We start from the raw sequence: 17,610 nt of genomic DNA on the forward strand, positions 1-17,610 counted from the left end.
TTTTTCCTTTCTTGTTTATTATTTATTTTATTATCATATCATCACGATGAACAGCAACGTGACCATATTCATAGCCAATAATTTGACTAATTTCTTGAGAATGATGCCCAGCAATTTGCCTTAAAGCATCACTGTTATAACGACTGACACCTCGCGCAATGCGTTTGCCAAATTTGTCGCAAATATCAATAACTTCACCGCGAGAAAAATCTTTCTCTACGCTGATAATTCCTTTAGGTAATAGCGAACTACCATTATTTAAAATCGCATTAACAGCACCATCATCTAATAACACTTTTCCTGCTTTTGGTGCACCAAACAACCAGTGTTTACGATGTTCTAATGGTGTTTTTTGTGGTGAAAAATGTGTTCCAATCGGTTTATTATTGACAATATCAATAATAACATTTGGTTTATTTCCTGCAGCGATAATAACTTCTATACCTGCACTTCCAGCTACTTCAGCTGCTTGTAATTTTGTGCTCATACCACCCGTGCCAAGCCCTGAAACACTATCACCGGCGATACTTCGCAAATTATCGTCAATATGATCAATTTCATGAATTAACTTGGCATTTTTATCAGCTCTTGGATCGGCTGTATAAAGACCTTCAATATCGGTTAATAAAATCAACTTATCTGCTTCGGCTAAAATGGCAGCTAGTGCTGATAAATTATCATTATCGCCAACTTTAATTTCTGCGGTTGCAACAGCATCATTTTCATTGATGATTGGAACGATATGATTATCTAACATTGCTTTTAAAACGTCTTGGGCATTTAAAAATCTTTCACGATCTTCAAGGTCTGCACGGGTAAGTAACATTTGACCAATATAGATCTTATAGATAGAAAATAGCTGTTCCCAAAGTTGAATAAGCTTACTTTGTCCAACAGAAGCAAGTAATTGCTTTGAAGCAACAGTATTAGGTAGGGTAGGGAAGTTAAGATATTCGCGTCCAGCTGCAATTGCACCAGATGTAACAATGATAATTTTATGTCCATCTTGATGTAGACTTGCGCATTGTCTTATTAACTCAACTATTTGTGCTCGATCAAGTTGTTTTGTTCCACCTGTTAGTACACTGGTGCCTAATTTAACAACCACGATTTGTTGTTTTTTAATAGTCATAGCATATTCTTATTTTTTCACGTTATATAACAGACTTCATCCAATTTACTGATTGTGTTAATGCCTGATGCAAACTTTTTTGTAACTGTGTTTTAGGTACAGTTATTACTTTATTTTGTTTGATTGAATGAATTAATTTTGCTTCACAAAGATCGCTTAACTTATCATCCTCAAGGATGATATTCATAACAGGTACATGACAAGCATGAGTTAAAAGTCCTTGATTTTTTAGTGAAAAATAATTTAATTCTGCTGCCAATTGTTGGTTGGATATTGAAGGTAATCCCAAACGGCTAGCTAACATATCTTTATAACTATTCGGTAGATTTTTTTGCAGATCTTTATCAACAAAGATTTGATGAATAAACGGAGTAAAGTTAAATACGCCTTTTATTTTATTTGGCATCAAATAAGCTAAACGTGTGGCAATATGCGAACCAAATCTAAATCCAGCAACAACAATCCGATGATCATCTATCCATGGAACAGAAGACAACTTCTCTAATATAGCTTGATGAATTTGGCTACTATTTTGTGATAAAGCAAAGTTACGGCTATAACCAACAGTTGGTAGATCAACAGTTAGCATGGCAAATCCATGCGGCGCTAAAAATTCACTAAAATAACGATAATAATCGATCTGCAAATTGCCTAACGCATTACAAATCAACACAACAGGGCAAGTCCCTTCGCATTTTGGTAAATGTAAAATTGTTTTGACACTACGATTATCGACTTTAAATTCCAGTTCTTTTATCAAAAATGGCGAAAATTGAAGAGCTTTTGCATAATACTGATAAGCGCATGTTTGGGCATACATTGCTAGTTGGTCATTTTTAAAATGAGGATAACTAGCAATACTTGCATATATGCTGGCTATGAGATAATAATCGTGTAAATTATTTTTATTTTCATCTATAAGATTTGCTTCATCAATTGATTCAGCTTTAGCTTGCCATACTGCCGCTTGATTTAAAAATTCATAGACCCAGTTGCCAGATTGATAACCAACAACAGTGTCTAGCCGGGTATCATTTGTGTGGCGTCGAGTTGAAGCGGCAATTTTTGATAAAACCGCTTCAGCCTCTAATTTGGGTAATCCACGCCAATGCCACAAAATGGGATTAATAATTCGATACCATCTGGAGTCAACTTCCCCATCTAAGGCGCTAATGCTACTACCATTACTATTATCAATGCGATTGATAAGTGTTGAAGTTTCAGGATAATCAAATTGTGGTTTAAATATCTGTTCAGTTAGATTTTCGGTAGTTGCCATAACAACCTTAACTTCCTTATCAATTATTTATGATCGCTAATAGGTTTAACAAACATAACACCTGTATCCCATGGCTGTTCAATCCAAGTATCTTGTGCAATATCGACAACATAATCATCAACAAGTGGTTTACCAGCAGGTTTTGCAAAAATAGTTACGAAGTGAGCTTTAGGGTACATTTCGCGAATTGTATGAGCAGTGTTACCAGTGTCAACTAAATCATCAACAACAATAAAACCTTCACCATCGCCATTAGCTTGTTTTAATATTAGTTTTTCACGTTGATGATCATGATCATAACTTGAAATACAAACGGTATCGACATAGCGAATACTTAATTCGCGCGCTAAAATTGCCGCTGGAACTAATCCACCACGACTAACGGCAATAATACCTTTCCATTGATTTGCAGGTAATAAGCGTTCAGAAAGTTGGCGCCCATAGGATTGCAACATTTCCCAAGTAACATTGAATTTTTTCTTTTCAGCAATAAGTTCTGCTTTATGTTGTTTTTTGGCTTGGATTTCTTCTTCTGTTAATAAAATTTGATCTGTTGACATTGAGTAACCTGCAATTTTAATCGATTGTATGAATAAATAAATATTAATGAACTAAAAATAGATGTAAAATTGCACCTTATTATAATGTGATTCAATAAAAAAAACCACTCATTAATTTATTACATACTTAATATTGAGGTTATATTATGCTTTCTACCTTAACGCCTAAATTTGTTTGGCAGATTTTTAATGATATCTGTAAAATTCCGCACCCATCTCACCATGAACAAATGATAACTAAATATATCGTCGATTTTGCTAAAACTCATGGTATTGATTGCAAACTTGATAAAGTAGGTAATATTTTGTTAAGTAAACCTGCTACCAAAGGTATGGAAGAGTGCCCATCAATTGCATTACAGGCTCATATGGATATGGTGCCACAAAAAAATGAAGGTACTAGTCACGACTTTTTAACTGACCCAATTCAAGCTTATGTTGATGGCGAATGGGTAAAAGCCAAAGGAACGACATTAGGTGCTGATAATGGCGTTGGGTTAGCATCTGCATTAGCTGTTTTAATTGATCCTGCTGTTGAACATGGACCAATTGAAGTATTGATAACAGTATCAGAAGAAACTGGTATGCACGGAGCCTTTGGTTTACAACCTAATTGGCTAAAAAGTCACTATCTAATTAATACTGATTCTGAAGATGAAGGCGAAATATTTACAGGTTGTGCTGGCGGCGTTGACTTTACTACAACCTTTGCTGTTACTTATGCAGTAATGCCAGAAAAGCATGATTGTTATATGAACATTTCACTTAAAGGATTAAAAGGGGGGCATTCAGGTTGTGATATTCATCTTGGTCGTGGAAATGCAATTAAATTGATGGCTCGCTTTTTAGCGCAATATGCACAAGATATCTCGTTTAGATTAGCTGATATAAAAGGTGGTTCACTACGTAATGCGATCCCAAGAGAAGCCTTTATTGAAATTACACTAAATAAACAAGATCTGCCAAAATTAGAAGCCATTGTTAAACAGTATCAAACAATTTTACACAGTGAGTTAGGTCATGTAGAACCTGCTATCGAAATAACGTTATCGGAAGTTGAATCAAACAAAGTAAAACGTGTATTAACTACAGAGCATCAAAATAAAATCATAAGCTGGTTAAATTCAGCGCCTAATGGTGTAGTTAGAATGAGCGATCAACTTCATGGTGTGGTTGAAACATCGCTCAATTTAGGTATTGTTAGTATTGAGGACAATCAACTGAATGTCCATTTTCTTATTCGTTCTCAAGTTGATAGTGCTAAAGATGCGGTTGTATCAACATTGACATCACTTAGCCAATTAGTGGATGCTAATTATGAAATAAGTGGCGGTTATTCAGGTTGGGAACCTAATTTAGATTCACAGCTTTTAAAGCTTGCTAAAGATAAATATCACGAAATTTTTTCTCAGAAAGCCAAAATAATGGTGATTCATGCAGGGCTTGAATGTGGTTTATTTAAACAAAGTTACCCAAATCTGGATATGATATCAATTGGACCAACGATTGTTTCGCCACATTCACCAGATGAAAAAGTTAACATTCAAAGTGTTTATCGTTATTGGGAATTATTGATAGCGATATTAAAATCAGCAACTTTATTAAAATAATCCAACACCTCACCTGCCGATCTTTATCGGCAGGCATTTCGAACAGATTACTCGTGTTTATATTTACTAAAAAACAATTTAATATAACATAATACGTTAGAATATTTGGGTATCTGCAAAAAATGTTTGAAATTAAATTCATAAAAAGTGAATAAAAATTCATTTTGTACTTGTAATAGCCTTATAAATAACCTACTATATGCACATTATTGCATAAAAAATAGATAAGGGTAGGGTATGTTAAAAGCAATTATTGTTGGTGCAAGTGGTTATGCGGGGGCAAAATTAGCTTATTATTTACACAAGCATCCGCATATACAACTTATTGCTTTAACCGTATCTGAAAACAGCCAAGACGGTGGTAAGCTTATTTCTGATTATGATTTACACCCTCAGTTAAAAGGTGTTGTTGACTTACCACTTATTGCCACTGCAGATTATTCTGCCTATATCAATGATCTTGATATAGTTTTTTTAGCTACTGAACATGCAGTCAGCCACAATATAGCTCCTTATTTTTTAGAACATGGTTGTACAGTTTTTGATTTGTCGGGTGCGTTTAGAGTTAACTCTGCTTCTTTTTATACCGATTATTATGGTTTTATCCATCAGCACCCAAAATGGTTAGATAAAGCAGTTTATGGCTTAGCAGAATGGAATAGTGAACAAATCAAACAGGCACAACTGATTGCTGTACCAGGATGTTATCCTACAGCATCACAATTACCATTAAAACCATTAATCGAGGAGGGGCTATTAGATAATTCACAATGGCCTGTTATTAATGCTGTGAGTGGGGTGAGTGGAGCAGGGCGAAAACCTTCGCATAATAATATATTTTGTGAAGTAAGTTTACATGCCTATGGACTTTTTACTCATCGGCACCAACCCGAAATTGCAATACATTTAGGTCAAGAAGTGATCTTTACACCTCATTTAGGCAGTTTTAAACAAGGTATCCACGCCACAATTACTTGTCGAGTAAATGAAGGTGTTACATCACAAGATATCCTCAAAGCTCTAAATAAATATTACCAAAATAAGCCTTTGATTAGAATTTATCAAAAAGATTGGCCAGCATTAAAATCTGTCATTGGTTTGCCTTATTGTGATATTGGATTTGTATTAAAAGATCGTCATTTAATATTAATTTCTGTTGAAGATAACTTATTAAAAGGCGCAGCAGCACAAGCTGTGCAGTGTATGAACATTCGATATAATTTTGATGAAACCACATCACTATTATAAAAATGAGTGAATTATTTCAAAGCTCTGTACAAAATTTTTAATGAATTAAAAATAGGTTAAATTAATAGGAAACTAAAATGAAACCATTAATTATAAAACTTGGAGGCGTATTGCTCGACAATAAAGATGCCTTAAGTAAATTATTTGACGTTATTAGTGAGTACAAAAAAAATTTTCAACGATCATTAATTATTGTTCATGGTGGTGGTACGGTAGTTGATTCATTAATGGATAGACTTTCTTTACCCGTAGTCCGTCGCAATGGATTACGGGTAACTCCTGCTGATCAAATTGACGTTATTGTTGGTAGCCTTGCTGGCAGTGCCAATACTACTTTATTGTCAGAAGCAAAAAAACAGCAAATAGCAAGTGTAGGACTCTGTTTAGCTGATGGTAATAGTGTAGAAGTTAAACAAATTTCAGAAGATTTAGGTTATGTTGGTGAAGCCAAAGCTGGCGATCCTACATTAATCAATCTACTTATTAATTCGGGTTACCTTCCCATTATTAGCTCGATTGGTATTACTCAAGCGGGACAAATGATGAATGTTAATGCCGATCACGCAGCGGTAGCACTAGCTAAGACCTTAAATGCAGATTTAATATTATTGTCTGATGTAGTTGGCGTACTTGACGAAAACAAACAACGCATTGAATCATTAACTCAATCACAAGCGGAGCAACTGATTGCTAAAGGTGTTATTACAGACGGTATGGTTGTTAAAGTGAATTCAGCTTTCGAAGCCGCCAAGGCCTTAGGACGACCAATTGATATTGCTAGTTGGAAAGAATCCCACCAACTCATCGAATTATTTAATGGGCAATCAGGCACTACAGGCACAAGAATCATTGCTTAGATATTGAGCAGCTATTATATTAAGCTAGTTATCTATATCTAACGATTAATAAAAAAATATTTTTAACTCATTTTTATCGTCAGTTAATTTAGAAAGGGTATAACATGGAAAAAAGTGGAACAAAAAAGGTCGTATTGGCTTATTCAGGTGGTTTGGATACATCAGCAATTATTCCTTGGTTGAAAGAAAATTATGGTGGATGTGAAGTTTATGCCTTTGTTGCTAATGTAGGTCAAGATCCAAAAGAACTAAAAGATGTAGAAAAAAAGGCTAAAGCATCGGGTGCAGTTGCTTGTAAGGTTGTTGATTTAAGAGAAGAATTTGTTAAAGATTACGTATATCCAGTCTTAAAAACAGGAGCCTTATACGAAGGAACTTATTATCTTGGTACCTCCATGGCTCGTCCAATTATTGCAAAAGCGCAAGTTGAATATGCGTTAGAAGTCGGGGCTGATACACTCTGTCACGGAGCGACTGGTAAAGGCAATGACCAAGTGCGTTTTGAAACAACCTATACTGCACTTGCACCACAACTTAAAGTGATTGCTCCTTGGCGTGAATGGGATCTGCGTTCACGCGAAGCATTAATTGATTATTTAAAAGTTCGTAAAATTCCAACAACTGCAACCGTTGAAAAAATTTACAGCCGTGACGAAAACGCATGGCATATCTCCACTGAAGGTGGTGTGTTAGAAAGCACATGGAACCAAGCTAATACAGATTGCTGGGCTTGGACTGTTTCGCCTGAAGATGCTCCAAACCAACCAGAATTAGTAACCATTGGTATTGAAAAAGGCGAAGTGGTTTCAGTAAATGGGAAAAAATTATCACCATATAACTGTGTTGCAACATTAAATAAAATTGGTGCAAAACATGGTGTTGGTCGAGTTGATATCATTGAAAATCGCTTAGTCGGTATCAAATCGCGTGGTTGTTATGAAACGCCTGGCGGCACAATAATGATGACAGCATTACGTGGTTTAGAACAATTAATATTAGACCGCGACAGCTTTAAATGGCGTGAACAACTAGGTATTGAAATGGCTTATGTTGTTTATGATGGGCGCTGGTTTGCACCATATCGTCGATCAATTCAAGCTGCGGCTGAAGTTTTGGCACAAGACATGACGGGTGAAGCAGTGGTTAAACTTTATAAAGGTAATGCAACTGCCGTGCAAAAGAAATCACCAAATAGCCTATATAATGAAGAATTTGCTACATTTGGTGAAGATGAAGTTTATGATCATAGCCATGCAGGAGGATTTATTCGTCTATTCTCATTATCATCACGTATACGTGCTTTAAATGAGGAACAGCAAAAACAAACTGCCAAAAAAGCGAAAAAGTAAACGCCAATTTGCAAATATACTAGTGATAATATTAAATATATACAGGCAACGTCCTGTATATATTGTTCTTGATTAAATTTAATTTTATTATAAAAATAAATATATAAAACGAAAATTGAAATTGTACAGCTAATCATTAAGATAACATTTATTTAAGATAATATTGAGGTAATTATGGCATTATGGGGTGGGCGTTTTAGCCAAGAAGCAGATCAACGATTTAAGCATTTTAATGATTCATTACGCTTTGATTATCGTCTTGCAGAGCAAGATATCATTGGCTCAATTGCTTGGTCAAAAGCATTGGTAACGGTTAACGTTATATCTTATGATGAACAAAAAAAATTAGAAAAAGCCTTAAAGGAATTGTTGCTATTGGTTAAACAAGATCCTAACCAAATTTTACAAAGTGATGCCGAAGACATACACAGTTGGGTTGAACAAAAACTGATTGAAAAAATTGGCGACTTAGGTAAAAAATTACACACAGGACGAAGCCGTAATGACCAATCAACAACCGACTTAAAATTATGGTGTAAAGACCAAATTCCTCATTTAATTAATGCGATAAATCACTTACGCCAATTACTAGTTACAACCGCTGAACAGCACCAAAAAGCTATTATGCCTGGTTACACCCACTTGCAACGAGCACAACCAATTACATTTGCGCATTGGTGCCTGGCTTATTTTGAAATGCTAAGTCGTGATGTCAGCCGTTTAGAAGATACATTGCAACGTTTAGATGTTAGTCCATTAGGCTCAGGTGCATTAGCTGGAACTGCCTATCCAATGGATCGTGAACAATTAGCGCATTGGTTAGGATTTGCTCAAGCAACTAATAATAGTTTGGACTCGGTGTCTGATCGTGATCACATTCTTGAACTATTAAATAATGCTTCAATAGGTATGGTACACCTATCGCGTTTTGCTGAAGATCTTATTATTTTCAATAGTGGTGAAGCCAATTTTGTTGAACTATCAGATCGAGTGACTTCAGGATCTTCACTCATGCCACAAAAAAAGAATCCAGATGCATTAGAACTGATTCGTGGCAAAATAGGGCGGGTTGCAGGTGCATTAACAGGAGCCTTAATGACCTTCAAAGGTTTACCGCTTGCTTATAATAAAGATTTACAAGAAGACAAAGAGCATCTATTTGACGCACTTGATACTTGGCAAGAATGCTTAGATATGTCCACACTAGTACTAGAGGATATTAAAATTAACTACACAAATTGCCAAGAAGCTGCCAAACAAGGTTATTCTAATGCAACTGAATTAGCTGATTATTTAGTTGCCAAAGGCATACCTTTCCGTGAAGCACACCACATTGTTGGCGAAGCAGTTGTTGATGCTATTGCAAAGCAAAAAGCGCTCGAAGAACTTTCGCTTGAAGAACTACAAAAATTTAGCCAAGTTATTGATAATGATGTTTATTTAATATTATCGCTAGAATCATGCCTAGCTAAACGATGTGCCAAAGGTGGGGTTTCACCACAGCAGGTAAAATCAGCGATTGAAGTTGCCAAGCAACAACTATTATAAACAGCTATATTAATCTAATAACAACTATACCTGTATTATCTGGTATTTTTATACTGAAACACATAGTTACCTGAAACTTTTTAACAAAAAATATGATTGTATATCTGTTCATACAGTGTAAAAATAGAGCTCTTTTTTGAATGGATTAAAGTGAAGCATAATGAGTAAAAGTTATAATTTTAGTGCAGGTCCAGCAAAATTGCCTGCTGAAGTATTAAAACAAGTTCAAACTGAATTATTAAATTGGCATAATACAGGCGCATCAGTCATGGAATTAAGCCATAGAGGTAAAGATTTTGACGCTTGTGCTATTGAGGCCACCAACGACCTACGAGAAATCTTAAACATTCCAAACAATTACAAAATTCTTTATTGCCAAGGTGGTGCCAGAGCACAATTTGCTGCTGTTCCATTAAATATTTTAGGAAATAAAACCAGTGCCGACTATATTAACAGTGGTTATTGGAGCCAATGCGCAATCAAAGAAGCCAGCAAATATTGCCAAGTGAATGAACAAAATGTTGTTATCAAACAAAACGGACTAACGGCTGTTAAATCTATGTTAGAATGGCAATTAAATGACAATGCTGCCTATGTACACTATTGTCCAAACGAAACAATTGATGGCGTTCAAATCTTTGAAGAACCCAACTTTGGTGATAAAACCGTTGTAGCTGACTTATCATCGTGTATATTATCGCAACCTATTGACATAAACCGATATGGCATAATTTATGCGGGTGCTCAAAAAAATATTGGTCCATCAGGTATTACCATTATCATTGTGCGAGAAGATCTAATTGGCCATGCAAAAAAAATCTTACCATCAGTACTAGATTACAAAATCTTAATGGACAATGATTCAATGTTTAACACTCCACCTACATTTGCATGGTATTTGTCGGGGCTAGTGTTTAAATGGATAAAAAGTCTTGGTGGATTAAAAGCAATGCAGCAACGAAACCAAGCTAAAGCACAATCACTATATCAATTCATCGACCAATCTAACTTTTATCGAAATAATGTTGCAGTAGCAAATCGGTCAATTATGAATGTTACTTTTTTATCACCAAATGAAGAGTTGGATAAAAAATTTGTAAGCGAAGCAACTCAAGCTAACATTATTGGCATTAAAGGTCACCGAATTGCAGGAGGTATGCGAGCATCAATTTATAACGCTATGGATCAAGAAGGCATCAATTATTTAATTGATTTTATGCAGCGATTTGAAAAACAAAATAGCTAAATTAACTCAAAATATTACAAGTTATTACTATCAGCAAAAAGGGAAGGAAAAACTTCCCTTTTTCATTTAATCAGCATTATTTACAGCTATAAACCTCACCAACCATAACCGCATCTGTTGGTGCAATATCAGAAATATATTGCATTGAAGTATCCTGTGCATTATAAATCACATTACCACCCATTGCAGCAGCTTTATTCATCAGGTCAGAAGCCGCATCACGAATAAGCTCACTATGTGTTTTAAGACCAGAAAAAAAACTACTACGACGCCCCTCTGCTTTACCTAATAACTGACAAGAAGCAGCTGGTTTAGTATCAATAAACCGAACTTGACTACCGGCAGAAGTAGTTTGATAGTTAGAACTACTACAAGCACCTAAAAGTAAAGTCGCAACCATCGTAACACCAATGAATAATAATTTTTTTATAGACATAATATTTCCTCAACCAATAAAACAACAATCAATAATAAACTAAATTATTGTAGCAGTTTAATTAAACAAAAAATATCAGTAATTAAACTTGTATAAAATCTAATAAATCACAGGACAATAAATAATCAAACCGACCTATTTTATTAATTAACTATAGCAAATTCGATTTAACTCTATTATAATTGCAAGCCTACTAACTAAGTAGCACATCCAAATGGCCCCTTAGCTCAGTTGGTCAGAGCAGTCGACTCATAATCGATTGGTCACTGGTTCAAGTCCAGTAGGGGCCACCATCAATCAATATCATGATTTTAATGTTTAATAAATTTTTAATTTTTTAAGGGTTAATATCATGAAAAAAAATGCAACAGTGATCACTATAGCAGACACGAAAGGCGGTTCTACCAAATCTACCACAGCAGTTAATATTGCTGCATTTATAGCACATTCGGGGTTAAAAACACTATTACTGGATTTTGATTTAGAGCAGCCTACAGCTTGTTCATATTTTCCATTGCAAAAAGAAGCTCCGTATGGCGTTTATGAGTTTCTTATAATGCATGAAACAGATTTAGATAAACTAATATCTGAGACAACAACACAAAAATTAGATGTTATGTCATCAAACAGCGTTAGACAAGAAATCGTTTCACATTTAAACGCTTCGGCCGATGGTATTATCCGTTTAAAATCATGCTTAAAACTTCTCAAAAGTGAGTATGATGTGATAGTCATTGATACTGTAGGAACAATTGATCCTACTGTTAACATGGCAGTACTTGCTTCTGATGTGGTTTTATCTCCGCTAGATCCTTCCATGCCAGGCGTTCGAGAATATCTACGGGGTACTATTTCTAATTTGTTTAGAAGTTTGATTCCTTTCACTGACTACGGAATAGAATTACCTCCTGTTTATACGTTTTTTAATCGAGTAGAAGAAAATAATGATTGCCGTCGTATAAAAGAACTTTTTAATCAACAAATCAAATCTCTGCCACCATTACCTTTTCAAATTACTGTTTTAGATAAAGATATTAAAAAGAAAAATAGTTACAAAGTTGCAGCATCACTCGGTATTGCAGCATTTCAACATTATACCGAACCAACAAATAAAGTAGCTCATCCGTATAAAATAACAAAAGCCCAAGCCCAAAGTATCAAAGATGATATTTATTATTTGTGTCAACACCTATTACCTGGGTACAAATCACAATTTGATGCATTTATGAAAACCGAAATTGCTCATTAATCATTTTTATTTCTGTTCACAATAAATAACAAGGTGATTATATGAATAAGCAATTTTATTCTAATGATACTGAGCGATCGGTACTGGGTGCATTATTAATCGATAATAGCTGTATTGATGATACATTTGAAATAAAAGTGGATGATTTTTATATACCACAGCACAAATTGATTTTTAATGCCATAGTTTCTTTAATTCAAGAAGGTAAGCATGCGGATATTCTGACTGTATCTCAGGCTCTTTCCGAAGAACAACTAAAAAATTGCGGGGGGTTAGCATATTTAGCTGAGTTGAGTAGAGATACACCACGTGCAACAAATTTTAAACACTACGCATCAATTTTACGCAATTATACAAAAGCTCGTAGTGCAAATAATATTGCAAAAACATTGATAAAAAAGCTCACAAAAGCGTCATTTAGTAATTCAGACAGCAGTAATCAGATTATAGCACAAACGGAATCCGAACTTTTTCAGTTGGGACATGCTGTAGATAATCAAGATGAGCAACTTATACCAGCAATGTTGAATAATATTATGACATTTTTGGAAACGGAGCACTCTCCATTTATTCCAACAGGTTTTAAAAATTTGGATTCTAAAATAGGTGGGTTGGAACCCAAGGAAATTACAATTATTGCCGCAAGACCTTCAATGGGGAAAACAGCATTTCTTATTTCATTGATTTACAATCAAATAATAGCGCTTAATGATAATCCTAATTTACCTATACAACCTGTTTTTGTTTTTAGTTTAGAAATGGATGCGCAATCGTTGATGTTGCGATTATTAGCTACATTATCCCATGTACCATTTATCGATATAAAAAATAAAAATCTTGACGATAGTGATTACGGAAAAATTTCTGCAGCGATTGCAATTTTATTGAAATTAAAAAAATTTCTTATTATTGATGATAATGCGTATTTAACTCCAGCTATTTTTAGACGTAAAGTTCAGCGCTATACACGTTTATATGGCCAACCAATATTTGTTGCAGTTGATTATGTACAGTTAATGTCATCAGGTGAAAAAAACAATGAAAATCGTGCTGTTGAAGTGGGCAATATTAGTAGACAGCTAAAAATTCATTGTAAAGATTTCAATATTCCTTTAGTTCTGCTTTCACAACTAAACCGCTCAGTTGAATCTCGTTCTGATAAACATCCTCTTTTGTCTGATTTGAAAGAATCTGGCAGTTTAGAGCAAGATGCGACAACAGTAATATTACTGTATCGAGATGAAGTCTATAACGAAAACAGTGAAGCTAAAGGGACTGGTGAATTAATAGTGGCCAAAGCTCGTAATGCAGCGACTGGTAAAGTAGCAGTCAAATTTGATGGGCCATACATGCATTATCAAAATTTAGTTTAAGGAAAATATTAATATTATGGTAGAACAAAAATCATCTGTTGATGTTATGCGTGAACGTATATCTACAGGTTTCCCAGACGGTGATAGGGCAACCACTAAAATTACATTGAATGAAATGCCTATGCGGGTCAGTCTTGACGAATTAAGACCTAGTCAGGTATTACCACGATTGAAAAAAAATGAATCATATGAAGATATTAAAGAATCTATTCGAAAAAAAGGACTTGATCATGCTCCTGCCATTACAAAAATGCCAGGAGAGGAAGGGTATGTAATTTCTGATGGGGGAAATACACGATTACAAATTTTGAAAGAGTTGTATGAAGAAACTGGCGATAAACGCTTTTATACAATTAATTGTATTTTCAGGCCTTGGGGCGGAGAGCTGAAATCCATTGTTGGACATTTAACTGAAAATGGCCTTCGTAGTGATTATACATTCATAGAAAAAGCATTGGGTGTTTCAAAGAGTAAAGTTTTGTATGAAGAAGAAGTAGGTAAACCACTATCTTCACGAGAGTTGAGTGAGTGTTTAAAAAATCATGGATATCCTATTTCACATGCATTGATCAACAAGATGCTAAATACAGTTGATTATTTATATCCTTATATCCCAGAGATTCTGAAATTAGGATTGAGTCGAAATCAAATTGAAAAAATTCTAATGTTAAGAAGTATATGTTGGGATTTATATAAACGTTCAGAAAAATATGATGACGACAATGCTTTTGTTGAAGGTTTTAATTTAGTATTAAGTGAATTTGATTATGAGCCAGAATTATTTAGTTATGAACGTTTACAAGACGAGATGTTTGGTTATTTTGCGAAATTGTTGGGAATTAGCTATCAGCTTTTTGAATTTGAATTAGAGGAAAAAAACCATAAAGGGATAAAGAAAAACTTGTCACCAATTGATGTTAGCAAAAATGCTGGACAAGGTGGATTGGAAGTTGTTCCAACATTAAAAGATCAATTGCAACAGGATATTTCATCAGAAACTAATGTTAGTAGCCAACAATCAACTAAAGTTGACCCAATTTCATTAAAAAGGACAAATCCAACAATCATATCCGATGATGAACCTGAATCGGAAACTGCTTATACTGTTTTACCCTCTGGTGATATTACTGTACATGACGGAGCTGATGTTGAATTAGTAATGGAAGACATAATTAAAAGTACTGATTTAACTAAAATTAATCCACATGCTTATAGTCTCAGTGCTAATTTAAATACATACGGGAAAACGGAAAGAACACCTATCCTAGATATTTGGAAACTGCCTGAAGAAGCTACTAATTATGAATATGTTTTTCGAGATATTGCAGGGCATGTACTTGATATTTTTGATGAGCTAGGCATCAATAACCAATCTTTTGCATTTTCAATTGACGATAAAGATAAATCAAAATTACCCATTATTGCATTTAATCCCCTCTCTACAGAAGATGAAGTAGATAGCAAAAAACGCACCGCATATAAACTATTATTATCATTACTTACAAAACAGACAGAAGAACTAATTAGTATGCATTATTTAATTACTGAATTCAATGATTTTTTAGTGATTAAATTTTTACGAATTATTCGATTGTTCCGAGTTTATAACGAGTTTTTAAATCAACAACATTAAATATAGGAAATATAGGGCATATCATGGTAAGTGTCAGTAATAATATAAATTTGGCGATATTGAACATGGTTCATAATTTTATTAATGAAGGAAAGATTCACTCATTAATTGAAATGGGATTTACAATTGAACACTTAAAACAAATGAAAGAATTGAGTTATTCACAAGTTACTTATATTGCAAACTCACCTGTGCTATTGATTCAAGTTACTATAGATACAAAATTATTTGATGTTGTACTTGCAAGAGCAAAAGAATTTGAAGAAAGAAGCCATATTATTGACAAAGCACATTCACTAGGCGCATCTATAGAAATTTTAAATAAATATTTTGGGTTATCAACATCTGATATTAGTTGTTCCAGAAAACTAAAGGATTTAACTGTATCAAAGGGGCGTTTTAGGAAACCTGATGAAGCCGAAAAAATAGTTATTTGGGAACAATGGCAGCTTAAAAAAAATGAAAATCCAGATATTGTAATAAATGATGATCTAAATCGCTTGTTAGTTTATATGGATATTACTCAACATGTTTCGATGATGAGCGATGATAATACTGAGCCTTTGACATTAACATCGGTAATTAAAGAGCTAGAGCCATTAATTAATTCAAATAGTTTGTAAATATTATGGTAGATTTTGAAAATCAAATTAGCGTATTACGTAATACATTAGTTGAGCAGAAAACAAATAGCATTTCTTCTGATGAAAAGATTGCCATGTTTTTTGCAGGTCATCAATATGACTCAATGCCTCGCGCATTATTAGAAGATGATTCAATTACATCATTAGATAAATATGCTTGGCAACGGTTGTATATTGAATTACAAAAATACAGGCACAATAACTACTTTCCAACTTACGATAATTTACAAAAGCTGTGGGGGAACCTAGGCGGTACATTGTCTAGAAAAACTGTACGAGAAATACTTTCTAGATTAGTTTTATCGGGCTGGTTGTCATTTAGAATGATTAGAAGTAGTAATGGTCAAATTATGGGTAATATTTATATTCTTCATAATACAGCACTGCCTCTTGAAAAGATTATAGATGACAGTGTTATACACATTTTAACATCATTGTTAAATAAAAGTAGCATTACAAAATCATTAGCGATACTTGCATACAATCTAATCAACGAATATATCAATAAAAGCACTCAATCTGACAAAAACATTTTTTTGCACATTAACGATTCAAAAAATGAAAGCAATATAAATTACAAGTTTAATAATATTGCATCATCGTTACTCACTCACTTACAAAACTTATTAAGTTCCCAGAAGAAACTAAGTGAAAAAACGCCAAGTTCCCAAAAGGAACTAAGTGAAAAACAACTAAGTTCCAAAAGTGAACTAAGCCTAAACTCACTAAGTTCCAAAAAGAAACTACCTAAAAAATCATTATGTTATGATTCACCTAGTAGTACTACTAGTAGTAGTTTATATAGTAGTACTACTAATAGTAATGTTTTTTTAGATTTAAATGTTCCAGGTAACATTAAAGCTAATCTTGGTATTCAAGGATTGAATGATGTTATCAGTGCGATAAATAAAAATAGTTTAGACATACAAATTGCCAATAATGTATTAAAAACTATCTCGATGAAAGATATTACTAAAATTAAAAATATGACTGCTTATCTTGTAACAAATATACAAAAAGCCGCTCGGGGTGAATATAACCTCATTTCAACGCGTAATCAGGGAACCACAGCAGATGAGGATCCTAGCAAACAGGAAATTTCAAGAGTCTTACCTGTTGAGAAGAAGATGATTAGCAAAGAAGAAATAGAACAACTCTTGAATCCATTAAAAAACATGTTATGTGAGGTTAATCCTTAATGTAACGGGGGGTTACAGCTAGCTAAGTAGTCTAATTACTGTAACGGGGGGTTACAGCTAGCTGAGTAGTCCAATTACTGTAACGGGGGGTAACAGCTAGCTGAGTAGTCCAATTACTGTAACGGGGGGTTACAGCTAGCTGAGTAGTCCAATTATTGTTACGGGGGGTAACAGCTAGCTGAGTAGTCCAATTACTGTAACGGGGGGTTACAGCTAGCTGAGTAGTCTAATTACTGTTACGGGGGGC

At 34.2% G+C, this 17,610-nt stretch carries 15 protein-coding genes and 1 tRNA gene; 12 read left to right on the forward strand and 4 right to left on the reverse strand.

Annotated elements, in window-relative coordinates; translation table 11 throughout:
- Positions 1-22 precede the first annotated feature (22 nt).
- Genes proB through gpt form a run of 3 tightly spaced genes read right to left on the reverse strand, consistent with a single transcriptional unit; the run spans position 23 to position 2,971 of the window.
- The gene (gene proB, locus ACGH6S_RS06375) at positions 23-1,132 is read right to left on the reverse strand and encodes a glutamate 5-kinase (protein ID WP_411578482.1); all 1,110 of its coding nucleotides are present in this window, start codon (positions 1,130-1,132) and stop codon (positions 23-25) included.
- Between the two features lie 22 nt (positions 1,133-1,154).
- Positions 1,155-2,411, reverse strand: coding sequence for an alpha/beta hydrolase (locus ACGH6S_RS06380; RefSeq protein ID WP_411578481.1), 1,257 nt, complete (start codon positions 2,409-2,411; stop codon positions 1,155-1,157).
- 23 nt (positions 2,412-2,434) lie between these two features.
- The gene (gpt, locus tag ACGH6S_RS06385; RefSeq protein ID WP_081296839.1) at positions 2,435-2,971 is read right to left on the reverse strand and encodes a xanthine phosphoribosyltransferase; all 537 of its coding nucleotides are present in this window, start codon (positions 2,969-2,971) and stop codon (positions 2,435-2,437) included.
- Positions 2,972-3,117: 146 nt separating this feature from the next.
- Here gpt and ACGH6S_RS06390 point away from each other — a divergent pair, with 146 nt between their 5' ends.
- The 6 genes from ACGH6S_RS06390 to serC all read left to right on the forward strand — a co-directional run bounded on the left by ACGH6S_RS06390 (position 3,118) and on the right by serC (position 10,829).
- The gene (locus ACGH6S_RS06390) at positions 3,118-4,581 is read left to right on the forward strand and encodes an aminoacyl-histidine dipeptidase (RefSeq protein ID WP_411578480.1); all 1,464 of its coding nucleotides are present in this window, start codon (positions 3,118-3,120) and stop codon (positions 4,579-4,581) included.
- Positions 4,582-4,818: 237 nt separating this feature from the next.
- Positions 4,819-5,829: an N-acetyl-gamma-glutamyl-phosphate reductase gene (gene argC, locus ACGH6S_RS06395; RefSeq protein WP_411578479.1), complete on the forward strand. Its 1,011-nt coding sequence runs from the start codon at positions 4,819-4,821 to the stop codon at positions 5,827-5,829.
- Between the two features lie 77 nt (positions 5,830-5,906).
- Positions 5,907-6,686 carry an acetylglutamate kinase gene (argB, locus tag ACGH6S_RS06400; protein ID WP_065606314.1) on the forward strand — a complete coding sequence of 260 codons (780 nt, stop codon included), beginning with the start codon at positions 5,907-5,909 and terminating at the stop codon, positions 6,684-6,686.
- 104 nt (positions 6,687-6,790) lie between these two features.
- Positions 6,791-8,035: an argininosuccinate synthase gene (locus tag ACGH6S_RS06405; RefSeq protein ID WP_411578478.1), complete on the forward strand. Its 1,245-nt coding sequence runs from the start codon at positions 6,791-6,793 to the stop codon at positions 8,033-8,035.
- 174 nt (positions 8,036-8,209) lie between these two features.
- On the forward strand, positions 8,210-9,583 hold the full coding sequence (gene argH / locus ACGH6S_RS06410; RefSeq protein ID WP_411578477.1) for an argininosuccinate lyase: 1,374 nt from the start codon (positions 8,210-8,212) through the stop codon (positions 9,581-9,583).
- Between the two features lie 160 nt (positions 9,584-9,743).
- Complete coding sequence (serC, locus tag ACGH6S_RS06415; protein WP_065590518.1) at positions 9,744-10,829, forward strand: 3-phosphoserine/phosphohydroxythreonine transaminase; 1,086 nt, start codon at positions 9,744-9,746, stop codon at positions 10,827-10,829.
- Positions 10,830-10,905: 76 nt separating this feature from the next.
- On the opposite strand, the gene ACGH6S_RS06420 is transcribed toward serC, so the two are convergent.
- Positions 10,906-11,265, reverse strand: coding sequence for a DUF4156 domain-containing protein (locus ACGH6S_RS06420; RefSeq protein ID WP_065606320.1), 360 nt, complete (start codon positions 11,263-11,265; stop codon positions 10,906-10,908).
- 216 nt (positions 11,266-11,481) lie between these two features.
- Here ACGH6S_RS06420 and ACGH6S_RS06425 point away from each other — a divergent pair.
- From ACGH6S_RS06425 to ACGH6S_RS06450, 6 genes are all read left to right on the forward strand, one after another.
- Positions 11,482-11,558 (forward strand) — tRNA-Ile (locus ACGH6S_RS06425).
- A 59-nt stretch (positions 11,559-11,617) separates the two neighbouring features.
- Complete coding sequence (locus ACGH6S_RS06430) at positions 11,618-12,514, forward strand: ParA family protein (RefSeq protein ID WP_174798381.1); 897 nt, start codon at positions 11,618-11,620, stop codon at positions 12,512-12,514.
- Between the two features lie 41 nt (positions 12,515-12,555).
- Positions 12,556-13,887 (forward strand): replicative DNA helicase, encoded by a 1,332-nt coding sequence (locus ACGH6S_RS06435; protein WP_065606422.1) that lies wholly within the window; start codon positions 12,556-12,558, stop codon positions 13,885-13,887.
- Between the two features lie 16 nt (positions 13,888-13,903).
- Positions 13,904-15,520 (forward strand): ParB family protein, encoded by a 1,617-nt coding sequence (locus ACGH6S_RS06440; protein ID WP_174798380.1) that lies wholly within the window; start codon positions 13,904-13,906, stop codon positions 15,518-15,520.
- A gap of 23 nt (positions 15,521-15,543) precedes the next feature.
- Positions 15,544-16,143 carry an STY4526/YPO1902 family pathogenicity island replication protein gene (locus ACGH6S_RS06445; RefSeq protein ID WP_255456967.1) on the forward strand — a complete coding sequence of 200 codons (600 nt, stop codon included), beginning with the start codon at positions 15,544-15,546 and terminating at the stop codon, positions 16,141-16,143.
- A 5-nt stretch (positions 16,144-16,148) separates the two neighbouring features.
- Positions 16,149-17,363, forward strand: a complete 1,215-nt coding sequence (locus tag ACGH6S_RS06450) for a hypothetical protein (protein ID WP_174798378.1) — start codon at positions 16,149-16,151, stop codon at positions 17,361-17,363.
- Positions 17,364-17,610: the final 247 nt, after the last annotated feature.

This window comes from Gilliamella sp. BG3, from assembly GCF_046635605.1.
Classification (GTDB): Bacteria; Pseudomonadota; Gammaproteobacteria; order Enterobacterales; family Orbaceae; genus Gilliamella; species Gilliamella bombi.

Coding starts and splice junctions, on each gene's coding strand:
- proB (WP_411578482.1), bottom strand. CDS start 1,132: ATGACTATTAAAAAACAACAAATCGTGGTTGTTAAATTAGGCACCAGT.
- ACGH6S_RS06380 (WP_411578481.1), bottom strand. CDS start 2,411: ATGGCAACTACCGAAAATCTAACTGAACAGATATTTAAACCACAATTT.
- gpt (WP_081296839.1), bottom strand. CDS start 2,971: ATGTCAACAGATCAAATTTTATTAACAGAAGAAGAAATCCAAGCCAAA.
- ACGH6S_RS06390 (WP_411578480.1), top strand. CDS start 3,118: ATGCTTTCTACCTTAACGCCTAAATTTGTTTGGCAGATTTTTAATGAT.
- argC (WP_411578479.1), top strand. CDS start 4,819: ATGTTAAAAGCAATTATTGTTGGTGCAAGTGGTTATGCGGGGGCAAAA.
- argB (WP_065606314.1), top strand. CDS start 5,907: ATGAAACCATTAATTATAAAACTTGGAGGCGTATTGCTCGACAATAAA.
- ACGH6S_RS06405 (WP_411578478.1), top strand. CDS start 6,791: ATGGAAAAAAGTGGAACAAAAAAGGTCGTATTGGCTTATTCAGGTGGT.
- argH (WP_411578477.1), top strand. CDS start 8,210: ATGGCATTATGGGGTGGGCGTTTTAGCCAAGAAGCAGATCAACGATTT.
- serC (WP_065590518.1), top strand. CDS start 9,744: ATGAGTAAAAGTTATAATTTTAGTGCAGGTCCAGCAAAATTGCCTGCT.
- ACGH6S_RS06420 (WP_065606320.1), bottom strand. CDS start 11,265: ATGTCTATAAAAAAATTATTATTCATTGGTGTTACGATGGTTGCGACT.
- ACGH6S_RS06430 (WP_174798381.1), top strand. CDS start 11,618: ATGAAAAAAAATGCAACAGTGATCACTATAGCAGACACGAAAGGCGGT.
- ACGH6S_RS06435 (WP_065606422.1), top strand. CDS start 12,556: ATGAATAAGCAATTTTATTCTAATGATACTGAGCGATCGGTACTGGGT.
- ACGH6S_RS06440 (WP_174798380.1), top strand. CDS start 13,904: ATGGTAGAACAAAAATCATCTGTTGATGTTATGCGTGAACGTATATCT.
- ACGH6S_RS06445 (WP_255456967.1), top strand. CDS start 15,544: ATGGTAAGTGTCAGTAATAATATAAATTTGGCGATATTGAACATGGTT.
- ACGH6S_RS06450 (WP_174798378.1), top strand. CDS start 16,149: ATGGTAGATTTTGAAAATCAAATTAGCGTATTACGTAATACATTAGTT.